The organism is Sporomusa sp. 246TCP1 (assembly GCF_057319775.1).
The window spans coordinates 4,337,259-4,357,228 of the sequence record NZ_CM170492.1; the positions used below are offsets into that span (position 1 = coordinate 4,337,259).

A 19,970-nucleotide genomic window follows, 5' to 3' on the forward strand; every position below is an offset into this window, starting at 1 on the left:
TCTATAACATCTCCACGAAGGCACCGGCCCGTGTGGACAGCTGGCCAATATCCGCCGTGCCATAGTCGGTTTCCAATTGTAGGTAGGGCATGCCTTTTTCCTGCAGAAACGCCTTAATTGAATGCGCTTCTACCGCATAGGTATGACAGGCTTGCAGCGTCATTTCCACCACACCATCAACCTGAAACTGTTTACAGAGACGCTCCAAAAGCTCAAAGCGGTTGTTGTCCGGCGTCATGACAGAGCAGCCAATCTGCAGGTAGTGGTCGGCGATGTTGGTAAGAGGATCCCCTTCCTCCCGGCATTGCCGATCCATTTGTTTCGCACCGGTGCAATTTTCAAAAGCAACGACGACCGCGCCGGCTTCCTCAATTACCTTAATTACCTTTTCAGTAACGCCGCCCATAGGGCAACCAGTAATTAGAATCCGGGGCGCAGCTTCGGAAACCGGACGTTCTCCTGCTTCATAAGCTGCACGTATGCTGTCAATTGCTCTTTGTATTTCCGCAACCTTTTCATGCCAATCAAATTTAAACTGAGCACCGAAAAGGATTTGCAGCTGCCGCAGTCCGGTAATGGGCGGCGGGGTCAGTTGGGACAACTCATACAATTCCTTCAGCAATCTGCGCTCGACATTCCGCCTGCGAATCGCATCACGCAAATTATCATCAGTAATGGTAACACCAAAATCTTTTTCCACACGCTCCTTTAGCCGCACCAGCTCCGCCCGCCAGAGAGCCTTGGCTTCCAGGGTATCTTGGCGCCGGGGAAGCTCCAAAATATGGACATTTTTTTCTTTAGCCAGAAGTTCGTACATTTTCACTTTACCATCGCAGGTAGTCTCTCCCACCACCAGGTCGGAAAAATACATATAAGGGCATTTGTCGGTAATGGCAAAACCGTAGCTGGACTTAATGAGCGGACACAGGTTGCTCGGCAATATTTTTTCTGCAGCGGGAATGGTCTCGTCACTGGTAGAACACAAGCCTACACTGACAAGGCCTGCAGCCGTAAAAATCTCCTGAGGAGTATATGTACAGAACTGTCCCACGACACCTGTTCCGCTGTCTTTAATTTTTTTCATGGCTAGAAATCCATTTTGCCTTGCTTCCGCAAAGCTTTCAAATACTTGTGGCAACTCGGTCTTCATCTGGATCATGCACATATCTCTCCCTTCGTTAATACAGTGAAATAACTCGCTTTTCCTGATATTCAATATTGTGTTTAGCCATCAACTGGAGCAATATGTCCTCCAAATGCGGCTCTGCACACCAAGCAAGTCCACATCCGCCGCTAATTTCCCGTGGAATAGGTATTAATCGTCCTTGCTTAGATTCACAGGCAGCTTCCATTGCCATCGCAGCGGTGGTGGTGGGAAAGGTAATAACCAATTTGGGTTGTTTCTGTCTGGCCATTTATCCCTGCTCCCATTCTGCGGCAATTTCAGCAACCGCTCTGATTCCTGTTAGGATTTCCTCTTCTGTATTAAAAGTGGAAAAGCTGAACCGCACAGCTCCCTGCTCCTGGGTCCCCAAAGCCAAATGAGCCAACGGGGCGCAATGAGCACCGGTTCGTACGCAAATATTGTATAGGTTTTCCAGGCGATCTCCTACTGCACCTGAATCCATAGAACCAATATTCAGGGTTACAATGGGAGCGTGAGGCATATCCGGATCTCCATAGACACGAATCCCGGAAATTGCCGAAATACCTTGGCGAAAAAGTTTTGTTAATTCCAGCTCCCTGTTGCGTATAGTATCCATACCCGCTTCGAAAATGTACTCAACTCCAGCCAACAAGCCAGCAATGCCATGGGCGTTGGCCGTGCCTGCCTCCAAGGCCTCGGGCATAGCTGCAGGGTGGGTTTCGGAATAGCTGTGTAGTCCGCTGCCTCCTACCTTGAGTGGCATCACAGCAAGCCCCTTGCGGATGCAAAGTCCGCCGGTGCCTTGCGGTCCCAGAAGCCCTTTGTGTCCGGTAAAACAGAGAACATCAATACCCAACTTGTCCACATAAATGGGAAACACACCGGCTGTTTGCGATGCATCCACAATCAGCAGCAGGCCGTTTTCTTTGCAGAAATTTGCTATGAAGTCCAAATTGGTAAGTGTGCCGGTCAGATTGGATGCATGGGTGCAGACTACTGCTTTACTATTGGGACGAAGCGAACGGCGAAACCCGTCGTAATCCAAATTTCCCTTTTGATCAATGCCAATAATCGATAATCCCATTCCCTGGGAACGAAGCTTGTAAAGCGGACGCAGAACAGAATTGTGCTCCAGGGAGGTGGTAATAACATGGTCTTCCCATGTCAGCAGACCAAGGATGGCAATATTCAGGCTTTCCGTCGCATTGGCGGTAAAAGCCGTCTGGTCAATAGAAGACCCTAGTAACTCAGCTACTGCTTTGCGAGCCTGAAAGATACAGCGGGCCGCCGCCAAAGGAGCGGGATGGCCGCCTCTCCCGGCCCCGCCAAAAGTATTAATGGCCGCCAGAACCGCTAATCCCACTGCCGGTGGCTTAGGTAGGCTGGTGGCTGCGTTATCAAAATAAATCATGGCTATTAAGGGCGGAGGATGCGTCCAGCGTCACGCATCTCTTCCACTATGCGATACATATTGGTTGCTTCCCCTACACCGAGCTGCTCTGCGAGTCCAAAGTGATTTAGACAGGTGCCGCAAGTCAGGACTGCAACCCCGGCCCTTTCCAGAGTAATTAAGTCTTCCAGGGAGGTTGAGCCATGTACCGATAGTTTTGCACCAGTGTTGTAAAGCAGGATGGTATTGGGTAATGTATCTAACTGGGTGAGAGCAAAAATAAACCCCTTCATCAGGATATGCCCCAGTTCGTCATCACCGGCTCCCATGGTATCAGCAGGCAGAACAACAACCGTTTTATCAGCAATTGCCTCGCTGCCGGCAAAAAAATCGCATTGTTGGGCTGTTCCTTTTAACAGTGTGATATGAAAAATACCATCCTTTTGCAATACGTCATATTGACATCCTGCCGACTCAGCGAACCGGCGGATGTTTTGGGCAGCTGCCGCATTATCCACCAGCACCTCCAACTGACCGCTCTCTATTTCAGCTAGACCTTTTTTAGTTTTGATTACAGGCAGGGGACAGGCATCACCGATTGCGTTGATCCGTTGCATTGATTATCTCCTTTTACTTTTGTAACAATTTTTAATCTGACTGTTAGGTGTCTACGGACATAAAACTAACAGCCATTTTTAGTAGTTTGGTTGCTGTTTACTACGTAAAAATAAGCTTTCTTTGTGTTATCCTAACACAGATAATTAAAATGTACTAATCGTGTTTTTCAATGAGCAATTTCAATATCAATTGATAATTGCTATAATCATCATAACCTGTAAATCTTTTTTGCGGTACTGTCTGAAAATACAGCCTCTTTAACTGTGTTTGTGAGGGACTGCTTCGAATGCTCTTAGAACTGCTTTATTGAAATAATCTATAAAGGTTGACACCATTGTTTTACTCATTGTAAAATGGCAATAAATACAGCTTAACATTCTGCATCGTCAACAAAATGGAGGAACACGCTGCGCTATCCCTGGATGTGTACAACTGGTATTATCAAGCGGCGAGCAAAATAGTGCAGCCACCTGAAGATGTACAATACCCGATCTGGGTGTCTTTAACAGAGGAAGACAAAATAGAAAACAGCCCTGGGAATGTTCAACTGGAAATTCTGGTTGAACAAGCCCGGCTGATTACAATGGACATTGATAAGTGGGGCAGAATTGTCAACTATATGTACATCCCGGCCGATGCCCAGGATAAAAAAGAGCACGACACCTTGCTGGCCCGCTACGGAGTCGACGACTGTACCGCCTATATGAAACCTTTTTATCCCAATATCAAACGAAAGATCATCAAAAGCTGGGACCGATTGTTTGACGAAAGTATCATTTTGAGTAAGGTCAGGGTGGGTACCCTATGGGAACTGAGGAAAGAATGGATTGTCAGCATAACCAAATAACACTGTACACGGCCCAGACGGATGAAGTGTTCCGGCACTTGCTGGAACAGGGATATCATTATGTAAAACTGGAGTACATCGTCCGGAAATATGAAGAAGTATCTGCCGTGTTTTTACAGGCGTATTCCTGGTATATAGAGAATGCCCAACGTATTTCCCCAAAGCCAGAAGAAGCAGAATCGGCCATCTGGACTTTTTGTGACATCAAGTATCTAGAACATCATTCTGGATGTCAAATCCTGAAGCTCAGCGTTCCCGTAGAGAACGCGGTGTTTTTTCGGATGAGCGACTGGAACAAGGTGTTGAACCTGCAGTATATCGGGGAAACGGCGGAGGAAGAAGCGAAATTTGCTGCAAAACTGGCCCGCTATGGAATTCATTACGAGGGGGATGTATATACCACACCGTTTTATCCCCAATTCAAAAAAACTCCGGGACAGTTGGCAAAGACTGTTCCGGTACAACCAGCAGATAAAGGAGACCGGCTCCTATCTGTATCCGGATATGCAGGCAGGCCTGTGGTATCTGGATCGGCAGTGGATACAACAAATTGTTCCATAAAGTTCAGAACCTGCCCAAATAACACTTCTGTTATTTGGGCAGGTTCTTTATCATTCTATATAAAACAAACTAGACTATACGACAATTAAACTATTAACCAATTTAACCGCTTCCACTGCACTTGATGAATATCCGTCAGCACCGATCCGCTTGGCGAAAGCTGCTGAAATAGGTCCTCCGCCTACAATAACCTGTACGTTTTCACGCAGCCCCTCTTCATTCAGTAAATGAATAACCTCTTTCATATTATTCATGCTAGTAGACATTAGAGTTGCAAGTGCAACTACACTCGCTCCCGTGTTTCTAACAGAATCAATAAAAGAAGCAGCAGGAACATCACGTCCCAAGTCGATAAGTTCATATCCTGCTGTTTCCAACATGATTTTGGCCAAATTCTTCCCAATGTCATGGGTGTCACCTTCTACAACGCCTATGACCACCTTAATCTTTTCCTTAGCATCAGATTTATCCAAATGTGGGCGTAAAATATCCAGCCCATTATACATAGCATCAGAACAAATCAAGAGCTCCGGTATAAAATATTCTTCATTTTCATACAAGTCGGCAGCCTTATTCATTCCATCTACCAATCCATACATAATGCCATCAATGGCAGGATATCCGGATTTTATATATTCTTCTGCTATTGAAATAATTTTGTCATCTTCCATTTCTACTACGCATTCTGATAATAATTTTAATAATTCTTCTTTGTTATTCATCTCGTTCTAATCCCTTCTTAGTTTGCACAATCATTTCTATAACACGTTCAGGACAAACAGGATAACCAACCTCCCGTACAGTGTCCATCATCATTTGAATATTTTCAAAAGGCGTTTCTACAGGCAAACTGCAGCCAGACATAACCACATAGCCTTTAGGCGAATCATAAGCATCCAGAATTCCCTCCAACGTTTTAAGGCGAACTTCTTGTGGAGTTCCTGAATACATGATTCCACCTGGATCTACATTACCCATAATTTTTATTTGCGAACCAACAGCAAACTTACATTCCTTTAAGCTTGCTACATTATCAATGCTGATACCGCCAATTCCCAGGTCAACAACATCCTGCCAAATTTTATTAGTCTGACCACAGATATGCACAACCGGGTTAGACCCATAGTTTTTAATAAAATCTACAAGCTCTTTGAGATAAGGTAAAGAAAATTTGCGAAAAACCGTTGGGCTAACGACAGTACAAGATGACATCGGTTCTGATATAGTGGGATTCAAGCCAATATCCAGTGCTGCTTTAGCATAAGCTTTACAAGTTTCAAGTGAAACCCGACAAAGTTTATGTACTGCTTCAGGGTTTTTGTGAATAAGCTTTAGCGTTTTGTTTGTATTGAACAGAAAAAATGCGTTAGTAAACGCTCCTACGATACCTGCAGAACACTTAATTTCATCCTTTGCAAAGTCTTTTAGATATTTCATTGCTTCCAGTTGTACCGGCAGCCGTCCGTCCTTATAAGGATTAGCCGGCTGCAATTTATCAATATCTTCTACGCTGGAAATTGCAGGTTTAAGCAAATCAGCCGTATCATCCTCGGGAAAAGCAATTGTTGCCCCCATCGCTTCTGCCCATGGGAATAAATCTGTAAAAATCCGTAAACTATCGCAGCCAAACTTATGATAAGCAGCCATTTGGGCTGCGGCAATAGCTTTAGGATTGTAATTAAACTCGGAAATTTTACACCCATAGACTCTGGCAACTCCATTTGCAATATTGGGGTTACATGGCAATCTATCAACCGCAGAGCCATTAACAATAGCAGCCGCTCTTTGATCTGGCGTCATTTGATCTTGCATACCACTTCAGTCCCATCTTTAATATATTTAGCATCAAGCAAAACAGCCAACTTATTAAACCACACAGCCGAATCGAAAGATACTAGTTATTTGGTTGTTAAAAGACGGTGTTTTGCCATGCGCTAACACCGTCCCGTTTTTCTATCACATTTCGCAATCCACTTGCGGATCATTGCGTTTGCAAACTATGAAACTCAATGTTTAGTTATTGATTGTCCAATGTAAAATTCGGTGTTTGATTGTATCAAAGATATACATAATCAAAACCAAAACCGCTGATGTAAACAAAAAACCAAGCATTACCACATCAAATTTTGCAAAGTCGGAATAGTATTGGACAAAATAAGCCATGCCGGAGCTTGCGCCAAACATTTCGGCAACAGCCAACATCATAAACGATAAGGTTAATGCTATGGAACAGCCAACTAAAATGCTAGGAGATGCCGCCGGCAAAACTACCTTAAAAAGCCTCTCCGCTTTAGGCATCTCCAAGATTGACGCAGTTTCCAAATAACGTTTGTCAATACTCATAACGGCACCAATGGTTGTACCTAAAATAACCCAGAACGCAGTCAACCAAATCAAAAAGATAGAAGCTGTCTGGAAAGTCGGAAATAAATTGATAGCATATGACGTCAGCAGTGGTACTGGGACAGCACTGAAAGCATAGATATAAGGTGTCACGTTTTTGCGTAGACCGCACGGGTAATACCAATTTTTTCGCCTCGGAAGTTTTCCATGTTAGTTTGGTTGCTATTTGCTACTTAAAAATAAGCTATCTTAGTGTTATCGTAACACAGATAATGAAAATGCACTAATTGTCTTTTTCGATGAGCAAATTCGACACCAATTGATAATTGCTATATTATTATAATGACTCGTAACCCTTTTTTACGGTAATGTCTGTGAGTACAGACTCTTTGACTGTGTCTATGAAGAACCCTCAGGGAATATTTTTCTGATAAATAGATAAATATCAGAAAAAAACATAATAGGGCTAAATCATCACCCTATATGATAGAGAGAAAATATGAATAAAGCCAGAGTATAATATTAAAAGGAGGCGTTGTAAGATAGAAGTAAAATTCAATCGGACTCCAATATACGATCGCGGCGGAAGTACCGGCGGAAAAAAGCATCCCCAGCCAACTAAAAGTGCTAAATTCCGGCTTATCCCCGCCAAATCTCTTATTGGCAAATTTGCCAAAGATAAAATACAGTACGACCCCTAAATTCGCTAAAACAAAAACCTCATAGGTCCATCCCATTGGGCCGGTCAAAAAGGAAAATACCTTATTTACGGCGTTAGTTCCACCCTCAGGATTCAGAATAATTGCACTACATATAACGGCAACCAATATGAGCGGTGGCCAAAATAGCCATTTATCAATTCCTTTTTCCTCTGTACTCATTTTCACCCCTCCTAACTTTTTCAATGGTATAAGTAACTCCCATAAGCCCCCTTCCTTATTAAGAATCGATACGCCTTGTAAGTATTGCAATTATCATGCCATCATCACAACATCATGCAAAAATTAGCCAAATAGTAAGACTCTTGCAAAAAGTCCTCATTTATTGCAAGAGTCTTACTATGATTTTGATGTAAAATTTATCTGCTAATGAAAAACTATTTTTCACCTGCTAGCCGAAAGTGTTGTATACACTGGACTCACAAACAAAAGAAAAGAATTTTTTCAGTGAAAAAATTCTTTTCTTTAAGTATGATATGCAAAGGATGGATCATTAGATGATTGAAAAAACACCAAAAAGTCTGGAAGACTTGACTAGGGAAAATCAGTTATTACATGAAATTATCGATGCTATATCAGAGGGTGTATATGCTGCAGATAAAGATGGAACCATTCTAATTTATAACCGGGCTTTTGAAAGAATTGAGGCCACTGATCGTCATACTATGCTTGGAAAAAAGGTAAAGAACTCTTTGCCCAGGGAATCCATAACGCAAGCTCTTCAAGGTCCTCTTTCTATATACAGCCTCAACATCACAACTGCTTGGCATGATATTTGCAATATTAATTAAGCGAAATAGTATGAGACTGATTGGAAGTGACATTAATGCTAACAATAATTTTGGCTTGCCAAACTATGAAAGACGAACTTAAACTTGCTATGCAGCAATCAGGCATTAATTTTCTTGTAGTATACTTGGAATCAGGCTTGCATAACTCGCCAGAAAATCTGCGCGAGAAAGTCCAGGAACAAGTTGATACACTAGACGCCGATGTTATTCTAATTACAAACAATACTCCCAAATACTTTTCGGCATGATATGCTCCGGCCACAACGTTAACCATACCCTAAGACTTCTATTGGCTGCCTCTGCCAGATAGTTTTGTGCTATCTGGCACTTTTTGTCGTTTACTAAAACCGCATTGCATATCTCCATTTGTTTAAATAAAAATTCCAGATAGCCTTTAATACTAATCGGCATTCCGTCTGCTTGTTTTATAACAGATTGATATAAACTTTTGCACTGATCAAAATTTTGGCCAACATCCTTATCCATGGTAACAAGACAAATAGCAGCAGCCGCATAATATTCTTCTTTTTGAAAAGCCTCATGTGCCAGTCTGGCAAAATTCTCACCCATAGCATCAGCCAAATTCTTAGCAGCCCCCGCTTCCCCTTGTTTTATAACTTCAATCAGCCTCACCACACTATATAACGAAGGTGCCGCCTCCAATGACTGCATAAAGTAAATACCCGCCTCCTGCCAGATTCCTTGCCTAAAAAAAAGCTCTCCAACGATCGCATAAAGTAGCGGTGGCGGCACTAGTACAGTATTAATGCCCCCTTTGTTAAACAGTTCCCCGGCCAAACGATAATTTCCTAATGCTGCTTGCCTCAGTCCTGCCAAAAATAAGATATCCCTATCCGCAGGCATCATTGCCAGCGATTTAACAAACAAATCTTCCGTTTCTACATAAGCACCATTTTTGAGACTTGCCATAAGTACAAGCAGTATAACTTCTCGAAAGTACCCTTCTCTCCCCGTCATATGTCTAAGCGCTTTCATAAGTACCTTGCATGCTTCTCCATACTTTTCCTGTTGTATTAATTCAGTACCAAGGCTGTATAGCATAAAGGTATCATCCTGCCGCCGTGCTAACTGACTTTTAATTATCTGGCTATTGCGCACCATCTTTTGCTTGCGTAAAATTTCTTCAGGCTCATATCCCCTGTGACTGACAATAATACCCGAAAAAGCAAGTGCCTCCTGTCCCTTACGCTCTTTTATACTGCCTGCAATCTGCTCATGGATCGCTCCGATAAATTTGTACCCCCGGCCATTACGGAATAATCTCACAACATAATCCTCAACCTCAATTTTTTCCGTCCCTAAAGGACTTTTTACCGTAAGATAATAGCCTTCATAATCTTTAGCCACTAAGTCTGATAGGATTGTCAAATCTCCTTCGATCCGTTCATCAGCATCTAACACCAAAATCCAGTCACCTTCAGCAAATTGCAGACTATAGTTTCGTGCTGCAGCAAAGTCATCCTTCCACGGAAAGTACTCAATCTGGGCATCATATTGTCTGGCGACTTGCACCGTGTTATCTGTTGAGCCTGTATCTACAACCACAATCTGATCTACCCAATCCTTAATACTGTTAAGACAATCCCCTAAACAATGCTCCTCATTTTTTACAATAAGACAAGCTGTTAGCAACCATCCTTTTTCCATACATATAAACCTCGCACACTTTTATACCTTACATCAAGCAGCATCTCTATACCCTTTATTTCACTCTTCCAAAAATCGAGCAAGGCTCTACTTCCCTGTTCTAAGTCGCTCATGATTTCTTCACAACACTTGGCCACCTCAATATATACGCCTGAATTTTCGCCGTACGAACGCGCGCAATCAGCAACTATCCTAAGTAAACTGTCTACCAAAACAGACTCATATTGTTCACTGATCTTCAGTCGATGACCGCCTAATCTTTTAATAAGCGTTAACAGAGCCAGAGCCTCAGCACGCCTAGGCTCATATCGCCACATAATCAGGCACTTTGCTTTAGCGGCGCTTAAATCACGCAGAAATATATAACAAAGTATTTCCAGCTTCATTATCACCGCATCATTCGGGTCTTGTCTGGGTTGAAGCTCCTCTATCATTGTTAATGCCTGCTTAAAATCACCACCGTAAAGGTAATACTTTGCCAAATCAATTGAAGGAATGCTTGGTCTTTCTGCCTGACTACATACTTTTATCGCTAAATCAGGCCGGCCACTGGCAAAAAAAAGCGCCCCCAGCGCCCGCCGACCTTCACCAGTTGCCACATACCCTCGTTCGGTGAAGTAGTTTACTAATTCCTCGCAACTTTTCTTAGTCACCAACACCATAAAAAGCCCATATAACGGATAAATAAAATTTTTGTTAGCCGCAAGCGCCTTTTCATACCACTCAGCAGCTTTCTCAGATTTCCCCAGCCTCTGACAACAATGTCCTAAGTGATATTGAGATAAAAAATTTTCCGTCCCATTGCTATGCTGGTACACAATAAGCGGCGTTCTTAAACCTACAGCAGCTTCAAACCACCGCAGCGCTGCCTCATACTCCCCCATTTGTTCCAACACTACCCCACCATCAAAAAACAAATCGGTATATTCCGGATATACCACTGTTTCTCTCATACAAATAGCCAACGCTTCCTCAAATTTTCCCATATATCGTAAGCAGGCAACCAGACTTCGTACAGCACTTGACCGAAAAAATATATGACTCTTATCAAGCTGCTCATACGCACAACGAAAACAAGCGCAGGCTTGCTGATACCGTCCCAGTCCCAACCATTCACAACCCAGATAATATTTTATAAATGCCTCATTCTCCGGCTCATGTTTTAACTGTTCTGCAAGCATGTGCATATTGCGCCTGCGTTTGTCCTGACGACGGCGCGGCTCTATATAACTGTGACTGATAATCGGATAGTCACTGTATCCGACAACGTCTTGGTCGGCAATGGCAATTTGTTCATGTATTTTGCCAATATAGCGATAATGCGGCAGGTTGCGGAACAACCTTAACACGCCAATTACATTATAATCACTGCCGCCAGGGCCGCTATAATTTTTAAGTGGTATTATAAATGCCTCTTTCGTTGTACTTGTAATTAGCTCTCGCAAGAATTCATGCCCAACCTCTAAACGTTCATCTGCATCTACAGCCAAAATCCACTCACAACTGCACTGGGCGATAGCAAAATTACGCGCAGCACTAAAATCTCCCTGCCATGAATAATTATATACTTTATCGGTGTAGCTTTTTGCTATCTCCATGGTCTTATCAACTGATCCTGTATCCACAATCACAATCTCATCAACTACCGCTTTAACACTATCCAAGCAGGCTCTCAGCATATCTTCTTCATTTTTTACAATCATAGCAATACTGATCAGCCCTGTCATTGTCTTGCCGCCTCCTGCTCCAGCATCGCTTTAAACAGTTCGACGTCAGGATGTTTTTCTACAGCAGTTTTCAAAGTCTCCAGACAGAGTTTGTCATACATCTTCAATAAGCTGACATATGCCCTGGGACTGCAAGGAGCAACGCTAACAGCAACCCGGTAATATTCAGCTGCCTCCCAGTACTCTGCTTTTTTACTTTTTATATCCCCCATGCCTACAAGTGCATCAAAACTGTCCTGATTACTCACTAAGTAGATATGTCCATACCGCTCTGCATCGTTAAGCCGCTTATGGCTTAAATACATTTGCATGAGCCTATAGCCATGTCTCTTTATCCACGCCTGCTGCATCCTGGCTAATATCTCATCTACTTTTTTAAAATCTCCATGATCCATGGCTCTTAGTAATATATCAAAGAGTAGCTCTGATGAGTCCGGCCTTACGTTTACGAAACCCACGTCCTCATTAGGCTGTAACCTCAACAGCTTAACTATTGCCATAAAATCATCATCCAAGCCTACTAGTAGCAGACTATCGGTAATACTTCGCACTTTGAAAGCATTATCCTGAAGCCAGAAGATGATGGCTTTGTTAACCATTACTCTGACATAATGATCGCTGTCATCTATATATTCATCAAGCAGGTTTACAGCCTCAATTACCCGATCCTGCTGACTAAGGCAAATAGCCAGGCAGATAGCAACCTCAGCTGTATTTAGTCCACCAGAGGCTGCTGCCTCAAGATATTCCCCTGCTAATTTATAAGAGCGTTCCATAAATAACATGCGCCCTACCAGGAATTTAGCGTCTGCCGTACAACACTCACACATAGTAGCAAGGGCAATTCTTACATCGTCACTTTCCTCACCTTTCACCAAAATTCGTATGATCTGCTCTAACGCGATATGAAAAGAAGAGTTCTCCCGAAAACTTGCCAAATAATGCCCAAGAGCTTCTTCCTCGCTGCCAAACTCTTCACAAATTTTCCCCATGTAAAAATGGCTTCTAAACCCTCTTACACCAGGATAGGAGCCATATACATAGGCTTGCTCACCTAGTGTTGTAGCCTTCATAAAATACTCAAAGCTAGTGCCGAACGCTCTAAGTTCATAGAAACACAGCCCACCATAATGATACAAATCAGCGTAGTCCGGATATAGCGATAAACCATAGTTAACATATTCGACCGCCTCTTCATATCTGCGAGCCTGATAATGAGCCATAACAAGCAGCCTGATTAGTTTGGGCAAATACATACTTTCAGGTCCTCCCGGTTTCAGACCTGCGAGTGATTTTTTCAGCATTTCGATGGATTCCCCATAACGCTCAGCCCGGTAAAGCTCCAATCCATATTGATACAACACATATTTGTCTTCAGGAAAATCTTTAATCTGCTGCACCAGTAGTGCAAGGTTGCGGTTTATCTTATCTTTTTCCTGAACCTGATTGTCTAAATATCCATAATGATAGATGGTAACATCATGGGCAATAGCAAGATTGGCATTGCGATCTTTCTCCAGGATTGAATTTAGTACTTGCTCATGAATAATGCCACAGAATCTATATTCATTTCGATTACGGAACAGACGGAACAATAGGTCCCGGCACTGCTCAGGCTGCTGCTCATTGCCATAGATATTAACAATAGGTATATAGTAGCCTTCTACATCAGCTTGCGCCACTGCCTTACGTAATGCCTCATGTGAAGAAGGTTCCAGATATTCGTCGGCATCAAGGAACAGTACCCAATCTTCGTTGGCAGCTTCAAGGGATGCATTGCGGGCATCTGCAAAACTACCATTCCAAATAAAATCTATAACCTTGGCGCCAAATCCAGCAGCAATTTTTTTTGTCTCATCTTTAGAACCTGTATCTACGACAATGATTTCATTGACTACCTCTTGAACACTGGCTAAACATTTGGTAAGACATTTTTCTTCATCACGAACAATCATACATAAGCTAATTGCAGGCATTTCTCCACCCCCGAATATGTGTCCCATTTAATATATGTTCGACTGGTTCGCATGGTGCCTAATAGTCCCCTATTTAAATTACATAGAAGAAATCTATTTTTTATGTTTATGATGTTAACCTTTATTTATCAACGCTCATAGACTATATCATGAGGTAGATATTAGCACGTTATGTTAATATTCTTATTACCTCTTATGTTATTGCAGAAATCCAACTTCAATTAAGGGGGAAAAAGAAACTATGCCTAACTATAAGGCCTTTCAAGACCAAGCCCAATCAATGAAGGTGCAAATTTATGGTAGTGATACTAATGCAGCATTAAAAACCGATACTTCCGGAAGCTTAGACGTTAGTGCTTCTACCGCTCTGCCTATCAGTGCTACCACTCTTACTCCTATTAGTGCTAATACTGCTCTGCCTATCAGTGCTACCACTATTACTCCTATTAGTGCTGATACCGCTCTGCCTATTAGTGCTACCACTATTACTCCTATTAGTGCTAATACTGCTCTGCCTATCAGTGCTACCACTATTACTCCTATTAGTGCTGACACCGCTCTGCCTATCAGTGCTACCACTATTACTCCTATTAGTGCTGACACCGCTCTGCCTATTAGTGCTACCACTATTACTCCTATTAGTGCTTCTACCGCTCTGCCTATTAGTGCTTCTATCGCGCTTCCTATCAGTGCTACCACTATTACTCCTATTAGTGCTGATACCGCTCTGCCTATCAGTGCTACCACTATTACTCCTATTAGTGCTGATACTGCTCTTCCTATCAGTGCTACCACTATTACTCCTATTAGTGCTAATACTGCTCTGCCTATCAGTGCTACCACTATTACTCCTATTAGTGCTAATACCGCTCTGCCTATTAGTGCTTCTACCGCGCTTCCTATTAGTGCTACCACTATTACTCCTATTAGTGCTGATACCGCTCTGCCTATCAGTGCTACCACTATTACTCCTATTAGTGCTAATACCGCTCTGCCTATTAGTGCTTCTACCGCGCTTCCTATTAGTGCTACCACTATTACTCCTATTAGTGCTGATACTGCTCTTCCTATCAGTGCTACCACTATTACTCCTATTAGTGCTAATACTGCGCTTCCTATCAGTGCTACCACTATTACTCCTATTAGTGCTAATACTGCGCTTCCTATCAGTGCTACCACTATTACTCCTATTAGTGCTTCTACCGCTCTGCCTATTAGTGCTTCTACCGCGCTTCCTATTAGTGCTACCACTATTACTCCTATTAGTGCTGATACTGCTCTGCCTATCAGTGCTACCACTATTACTCCTATTAGTGCTAATACTGCGCTTCCTATCAGTGCTACCACTATTACTCCTATTAGTGCTTCTACCGCTCTGCCTATTAGTGCTTCTACCGCGCTTCCTATTAGTGCTACCACTATTACTCCTATTAGTGCTGATACTGCTCTTCCTATCAGTGCTACCACTATTACTCCTATTAGTGCTGATACTGCTCTTCCTATCAGTGCTACCACTATTACTCCTATTAGTGCTGATACTGCTCTTCCTATCAGTGCTACCACTATTACTCCTATTAGTGCTTCTACCGCTCTGCCTATCACTACTAATAGTGAACTGCTTCCCGTTTCCGTGTCTCTCGCTACAACTGATGTCGTGTTTCCTTCTCTCACAGGCATCACTAACGGCGGTCCTGGCTTTGAAAGACAAGTATTGGGCCTTGGCCAATGGACGTATGGCGTAGTTAACGCCTCCCCGTCACCAAATAACGCAATAACATACCTGCAAATGAGCCCAGACGGCAACAATTGGATAAAAGATGGCGCCACGTATACCATCGCCTACAACGGCACAGCAGCCCTTGTCGCCGGTGTCTTCCTCAAATACGCCCGTGTGTACTACTATGCACAAGATGCCACCAATAGTGCCGTAACCCTCAACGTCTTCTTCCAAGGTAATACGGTTGGATAAGGTTACACCCTTACCATCAACTGCCAAATACATTTCCCTCATCAATATGATGAGGGAAATGTATTATTTTGGTGCCTTCCTATTAAGAACCAAAAAAATATGTTCGGCATAGTTTAATATATAGAATGATCAAAAAAGGAGCGGAAGTCCTTTGTTAGTAAACAGCATTTCCCGAGCCATTTAGCTGATAGTCTCAAGTAGAAATGTTGTTTTCTAAGTTAAAATAGGGGGACACAATGAAAACCAGCATTGTAATATTAACATTTAACCAATTGGAGTATACAAAAAAATGTATTGATAGTATACGTCAGTATACTAAGAAGAACGAGTATGAGATTATCATTGTTGATAATAACTCCACAGATGGAACAAATTCCTGGCTCAAAGAGCAACAAGATATAAAAACTATTTATAACAAGGAAAATGTTGGATTTCCCAAAGGCTGCAATCAAGGAATTGCCGTATCCACTGGGGATAATATCTTATTACTTAATAATGATGTCATAGTTACAAGTAATTGGTTGGATAATCTTGTGCAGTGCCTTTATAGCGAAAATGAGATTGGGGCGGTAGGTCCCATAACTAACAATGTATCCAACTATCAGGCAATTAGCGTAAATTATCACTCTGAAACAGAGATGCAGCTATTTGCAGAAACGGTAAATAGGTTTAATCCCAAGATGTGGGAAGAACGTCTGAAACTTGTTGGCTTTTGCCTGCTTATTAAGAGAAGTGTTTTGGAGCAGGTTGGGCTCTTGGATGAGCAATTCAGCCCTGGAAATTTTGAGGATGACGACCTTTCCTATCGAATTCGGCTAGCGGGGTTTCGCCTAATTTTATGTAAAGACACGTTTATCCATCATTTTGGAAGTGTATCTTTTAAACAAGATAACTTCAGATATGCGGCCCTACTAAAAGAAAACGGTAATAAGTTTGCGGACAAATGGGGTTTTGACTCAAGTTATTTTTCTTTAATTAGATTTGAGGTTGCAGCATTGGCAGATAGTCCGGAAGATACTCCGCTAAATATTCTAGAAGTTGGGTGTGCCTGTGGTGGAACACTTTTACACTTGAAAAATAAGTATAAAAAAGCGTCACTTTATGGCATTGAAATAAATAAAACTGCAGCACGTAGTGCTGCACTGTTTGCAGAAGTATCTGATCAAAACATAGAGGAATTAGAATTAGCATATCCCCAGAATTTTTTTGACTATATCCTACTTGCGGATGTGTTGGAACATTTACACAATCCCGGGAAGGCTCTTACCATATTCAAACAATATTTAAAACCATATGGAAAATTATTAGTGTCTATTCCTAATGTTATGCATTTTAGTGTAATAAAGAAAATGCTGCAAGGATTTTGGACCTATGAGGCTGCCGGAATTTTAGACAAAACTCCCTTGCGTTTTTTTACCTTGTATGAAATTGATAAAACTTTTAAAGAACTAGGGTACTGTGTTCAGGAGTATCGAATGACAACTTTTCCTGAAACTGAGCAAGATAGTGATTTTATTAAAAAAGTTACTCAATTAATGGGGGATCCGAACTTGGCCCAGCAATATCGGGCAAATCAATATATATTTGCAGCTAAATTAAAGGCACCGCTTAATTTAGTATTTTTATTAAGACGAATAGAACACGACATCGATAAAACACAGACCCTCAATACTCTTATGGAGTTTATTGAAAGCAGTGTTTTCTCAACAAACGATATAATACAGGTTACCGAAAATAATATTGTTAAAAAAGAGGAACTTCTACAAACAATAGCAGTTTGCTGTTATGAACATAAATTGACTGAAAGCGCGCTAACACTGTTGGAGAACGCCTATCAAAGGGATAAACAAGATCCCATAACGGCTTACCATCTTGCTTATATTCTTTCTAAGACGGGAAAGACAGAGGTTGCACTGGGCTTGCTTAATCAATTAAATCAAAAGGATGCCAAGATTCTGGAACTGATTGCTGAGGTCAAGGAGGCACAGCATGAATCCAAATAAAATATGCTTCATCACCTGTGTAAATGATGAAGAAATATATCAGGAGTCACTTTTATATATAAATCATTTACTTATACCCGATGGTTTTGAAATTGAAATTATTAAAATTAAGGATGCGGAATATATAACTAAGGCATACAACTCTGCAATGCGCTCATCTGATGCGAAGTATAAAGTATATCTACACCAGGATGTCTTTATTGTTAATAAAAACTTTATTAACAATATTGTTGACTTATTTCTTAAACATTCGAATATTGGTATGATTGGCTTTGCGGGTAGTGCCAAAATTCCAACTACTGGTGTCTGGTGGGAATCGAAGTGTAATTATGGTAAAGTCTTTGACAGCCATAGCGGAAAAATGGAACTGCTTTCTTTTTTGGACATTAATGGTGAATATCAAAAAGTTCAGGGTATAGATGGACTTATGATGATTACTCAGTATGATGTTCCGTGGAGGGATGATATTTTTACTGGTTGGCACTTTTATGATCTATCCCAAAGCATGGAGTTTATCCGCGCCGGATACCAGGTAGGTATTCCCTGCCAGGTTGAGCCCTGGTGTGTTCATGATTGCGGAATTGTCAATGTTAGTAACGGGTTCGATGCATACCGCAAGGTTTTTTTGGAGGAATATTCAAAAAACTTGTTTCCTTGTTAAATCACTTTCACAGCATAACTATAGTAGATTATTATTATACAAGGAGGTATTATATTGACCAATTCATCACAGATAAAGATTGAAATGCTTGATCAATTATTCTTACGGCGTAATGTGATTGTTGCAATTTCTCATACAAATTATTTACTGGTGACAACCGGAGGCGTGGAAAAACTAATGAAAGTAGAGGAAATATTTTGTAAGGACAACAATCTGCATTATGTGCAAATATTTCCTCTTCAAAACTATGGTTATGAAGAAGGAAATATTGAATGGAATCAATTATTAGGATTAAATATTGACAGCGTTTTTATAGGCTTTTTTTCGGTTAAGCAATTATCACTTTTTTTTGAGCGTTTGAGGAAAACCGAACAAATAAACGTACTGGCCCTTCTAATTCATCACATGATGGGTTTCTTTTTAAAAGCGCTAAGCATTTTAGAAGAATCACTACAACCGCATCAAAGCTATCTTTATATACATGATTTTTACACTATTTGTCCACAGTACAACTTGCTTAAAAATAATTTTGAATACTGTGGAGCGCAACCATTTGGATCAGAGGCATGCCAAGATTGTTGCTATTTTGATGTCCGAAATAGGATCGGGAGTACAATGGAAGCCTTTATTTATCGCTTTCAGGGCAAGTTTATTTTCCCTTCAGAAATCCCTAAACATATATGGGGATCAGTTTATAGAGACCTTGAAAAAAAATGCCAAGTAGTTCCTCACCAAAACGTATTAATGAAGCTAAGAAATGCTATTGATATGCCAAGCCCTAAAATTAAAATCGGATATATTGGAGGGCAATCACCAATTAAAGGTTATCTCCAATGGAAAGAAGTTGTTAACCAATGTAAGGAAAGCTATGACTTCTATCATCTCGGAAGCTGGCAGGAAGAACTGGCGGGAGTTTCTTATATTCCTGTTTCGGTGCTGAAACAGGGAGACGAAAAGATGGTAGAGGCCATACAAGCGCATAAAATTGATATAGCTTTTCTTTGGTCAATTTGTCCGGAAACCTATTCCTTTACATTCTTTGAAAGCCTGACCGCAGGTTGTTTCATATTATCAAATAATATTAGCGGGAACATCGCGGCAAAGATAAAGCAATACAATTGCGGAAAATCATTTGATGGGTTCCCGCAATTGATTGAATACTTATCTGATGTGAAGCAAGTACGAAAGGATATCGAGTTATACAGAGGTAATAAATGTGAGTATATATTGGTAAATAACCATAGTATATTGCAAGATTTGATCGAAAGTAGTAAGCAGAACATTGGTTATTTGAGTAATTCTCATAGCAATATATCATTCTGTGATTGGAGTGATAGTAAGTTGCTTGAATGGAAATTTGCAGATGAAACCGAGCATGTGGATCAAATAATAAGCCTTCTAGCTACCATTAATGACTTAAAAACCAACTGCAAAATGTAGGTCATTGAATTCTCCACCCTAATGATAAAAAGAACTGTTTTCATGAGTCGCCTCCAATTAATTCTGCTCTAATGCAACAAACCCGCGAAATTCGCGGGTTTGTTGCATTA

19 protein-coding genes are annotated in these 19,970 nt (G+C 41.4%); 8 read left to right on the plus strand and 11 right to left on the minus strand.

The genetic code is table 11. The features are described from left to right. Position 1: 1 nt before the first annotated feature. Genes AC1ECB_RS20505 through yedF form a run of 4 tightly spaced genes read right to left on the minus strand, consistent with a single transcriptional unit; the run spans position 2 to position 3,154 of the window. Positions 2 to 1,159: a double-cubane-cluster-containing anaerobic reductase gene (locus AC1ECB_RS20505; protein WP_485665522.1), complete on the minus strand. Its 1,158-nt coding sequence runs from the start codon at positions 1,157 to 1,159 to the stop codon at positions 2 to 4. A 19-nt stretch (positions 1,160 to 1,178) separates the two neighbouring features. Further along, positions 1,179 to 1,415 (minus strand): putative Se/S carrier protein, encoded by a 237-nt coding sequence (locus AC1ECB_RS20510; RefSeq protein ID WP_485665523.1) that lies wholly within the window; start codon positions 1,413 to 1,415, stop codon positions 1,179 to 1,181. Further along, on the minus strand, positions 1,416 to 2,558 hold the full coding sequence (locus AC1ECB_RS20515; protein WP_485665524.1) for an aminotransferase class V-fold PLP-dependent enzyme: 1,143 nt from the start codon (positions 2,556 to 2,558) through the stop codon (positions 1,416 to 1,418). 5 nt (positions 2,559 to 2,563) lie between these two features. Further along, positions 2,564 to 3,154, minus strand: a complete 591-nt coding sequence (gene yedF / locus AC1ECB_RS20520) for a sulfurtransferase-like selenium metabolism protein YedF (RefSeq protein WP_485665525.1) — start codon at positions 3,152 to 3,154, stop codon at positions 2,564 to 2,566. A gap of 395 nt (positions 3,155 to 3,549) precedes the next feature. On the opposite strand from yedF, the gene AC1ECB_RS20525 reads away from it, so the two are divergent. Continuing rightward, positions 3,550 to 4,002 carry a DUF3841 domain-containing protein gene (locus AC1ECB_RS20525; RefSeq protein ID WP_485665526.1) on the plus strand — a complete coding sequence of 151 codons (453 nt, stop codon included), beginning with the start codon at positions 3,550 to 3,552 and terminating at the stop codon, positions 4,000 to 4,002. Then, complete coding sequence (locus AC1ECB_RS20530; RefSeq protein WP_485665527.1) at positions 3,960 to 4,652, plus strand: DUF3841 domain-containing protein; 693 nt, start codon at positions 3,960 to 3,962, stop codon at positions 4,650 to 4,652. The genes AC1ECB_RS20525 and AC1ECB_RS20530 overlap by 43 nt, the downstream gene beginning before the upstream one ends. Here AC1ECB_RS20530 and AC1ECB_RS20535 read toward each other — a convergent pair. From AC1ECB_RS20535 to AC1ECB_RS20550, 4 genes are all read right to left on the minus strand, one after another. Continuing rightward, the gene (locus tag AC1ECB_RS20535; RefSeq protein WP_485665528.1) at positions 4,638 to 5,285 is read right to left on the minus strand and encodes a corrinoid protein; all 648 of its coding nucleotides are present in this window, start codon (positions 5,283 to 5,285) and stop codon (positions 4,638 to 4,640) included. The genes AC1ECB_RS20530 and AC1ECB_RS20535 overlap by 15 nt on opposite strands. Beyond that, the gene (locus AC1ECB_RS20540; RefSeq protein WP_485665529.1) at positions 5,278 to 6,375 is read right to left on the minus strand and encodes a uroporphyrinogen decarboxylase family protein; all 1,098 of its coding nucleotides are present in this window, start codon (positions 6,373 to 6,375) and stop codon (positions 5,278 to 5,280) included. The genes AC1ECB_RS20535 and AC1ECB_RS20540 overlap by 8 nt, the downstream gene beginning before the upstream one ends. A 201-nt stretch (positions 6,376 to 6,576) precedes the next feature. Then, a complete protein-coding gene (locus AC1ECB_RS20545) occupies positions 6,577 to 7,059 on the minus strand; it encodes an ABC transporter permease (RefSeq protein ID WP_485665530.1) in 483 nt (160 codons plus the stop codon). Between the two features lie 326 nt (positions 7,060 to 7,385). Then, the gene (locus AC1ECB_RS20550) at positions 7,386 to 7,787 is read right to left on the minus strand and encodes a BCCT family transporter (protein WP_485665531.1); all 402 of its coding nucleotides are present in this window, start codon (positions 7,785 to 7,787) and stop codon (positions 7,386 to 7,388) included. 335 nt (positions 7,788 to 8,122) lie between these two features. On the opposite strand from AC1ECB_RS20550, the gene AC1ECB_RS20555 reads away from it, so the two are divergent. Then, positions 8,123 to 8,416: a PAS domain-containing protein gene (locus AC1ECB_RS20555; protein WP_485665532.1), complete on the plus strand. Its 294-nt coding sequence runs from the start codon at positions 8,123 to 8,125 to the stop codon at positions 8,414 to 8,416. Positions 8,417 to 8,451: 35 nt separating this feature from the next. Continuing rightward, positions 8,452 to 8,664, plus strand: coding sequence for a hypothetical protein (locus tag AC1ECB_RS20560; RefSeq protein WP_485665533.1), 213 nt, complete (start codon positions 8,452 to 8,454; stop codon positions 8,662 to 8,664). Here the strand turns inward: AC1ECB_RS20560 and AC1ECB_RS20565 are convergent. From AC1ECB_RS20565 to AC1ECB_RS20575, 3 genes are read right to left on the minus strand one after another with little or no spacing between them, the layout of a single operon-like run. After that, a complete protein-coding gene (locus AC1ECB_RS20565) occupies positions 8,630 to 10,084 on the minus strand; it encodes a glycosyltransferase (protein WP_485665534.1) in 1,455 nt (484 codons plus the stop codon). The genes AC1ECB_RS20560 and AC1ECB_RS20565 overlap by 35 nt on opposite strands. After that, entirely contained in the window at positions 10,063 to 11,811 is a 1,749-nt protein-coding gene (locus tag AC1ECB_RS20570; protein ID WP_485665535.1) for a glycosyltransferase, read from the minus strand. The genes AC1ECB_RS20565 and AC1ECB_RS20570 overlap by 22 nt, the downstream gene beginning before the upstream one ends. Then, a complete protein-coding gene (locus tag AC1ECB_RS20575; RefSeq protein ID WP_485665536.1) occupies positions 11,808 to 13,787 on the minus strand; it encodes a glycosyltransferase in 1,980 nt (659 codons plus the stop codon). Before AC1ECB_RS20575 ends, AC1ECB_RS20570 begins: the two co-directional genes overlap by 4 nt. Positions 13,788 to 14,028: 241 nt before the next feature. On the opposite strand from AC1ECB_RS20575, the gene AC1ECB_RS20580 reads away from it, so the two are divergent. The 4 genes from AC1ECB_RS20580 to AC1ECB_RS20595 all read left to right on the plus strand — a co-directional run bounded on the left by AC1ECB_RS20580 (position 14,029) and on the right by AC1ECB_RS20595 (position 19,860). Then, the gene (locus AC1ECB_RS20580) at positions 14,029 to 15,756 is read left to right on the plus strand and encodes a DUF6385 domain-containing protein (protein WP_485665537.1); all 1,728 of its coding nucleotides are present in this window, start codon (positions 14,029 to 14,031) and stop codon (positions 15,754 to 15,756) included. Positions 15,757 to 15,992: 236 nt separating this feature from the next. After that, positions 15,993 to 17,759 (plus strand): glycosyltransferase, encoded by a 1,767-nt coding sequence (locus AC1ECB_RS20585; protein ID WP_485665538.1) that lies wholly within the window; start codon positions 15,993 to 15,995, stop codon positions 17,757 to 17,759. After that, positions 17,746 to 18,420, plus strand: coding sequence for a glycosyltransferase family protein (locus AC1ECB_RS20590; RefSeq protein ID WP_485665539.1), 675 nt, complete (start codon positions 17,746 to 17,748; stop codon positions 18,418 to 18,420). Before AC1ECB_RS20585 ends, AC1ECB_RS20590 begins: the two co-directional genes overlap by 14 nt. A gap of 54 nt (positions 18,421 to 18,474) precedes the next feature. Next, the gene (locus AC1ECB_RS20595) at positions 18,475 to 19,860 is read left to right on the plus strand and encodes a glycosyltransferase family protein (RefSeq protein ID WP_485665540.1); all 1,386 of its coding nucleotides are present in this window, start codon (positions 18,475 to 18,477) and stop codon (positions 19,858 to 19,860) included. The last annotated feature ends 110 nt before the right edge of the window (positions 19,861 to 19,970 follow it).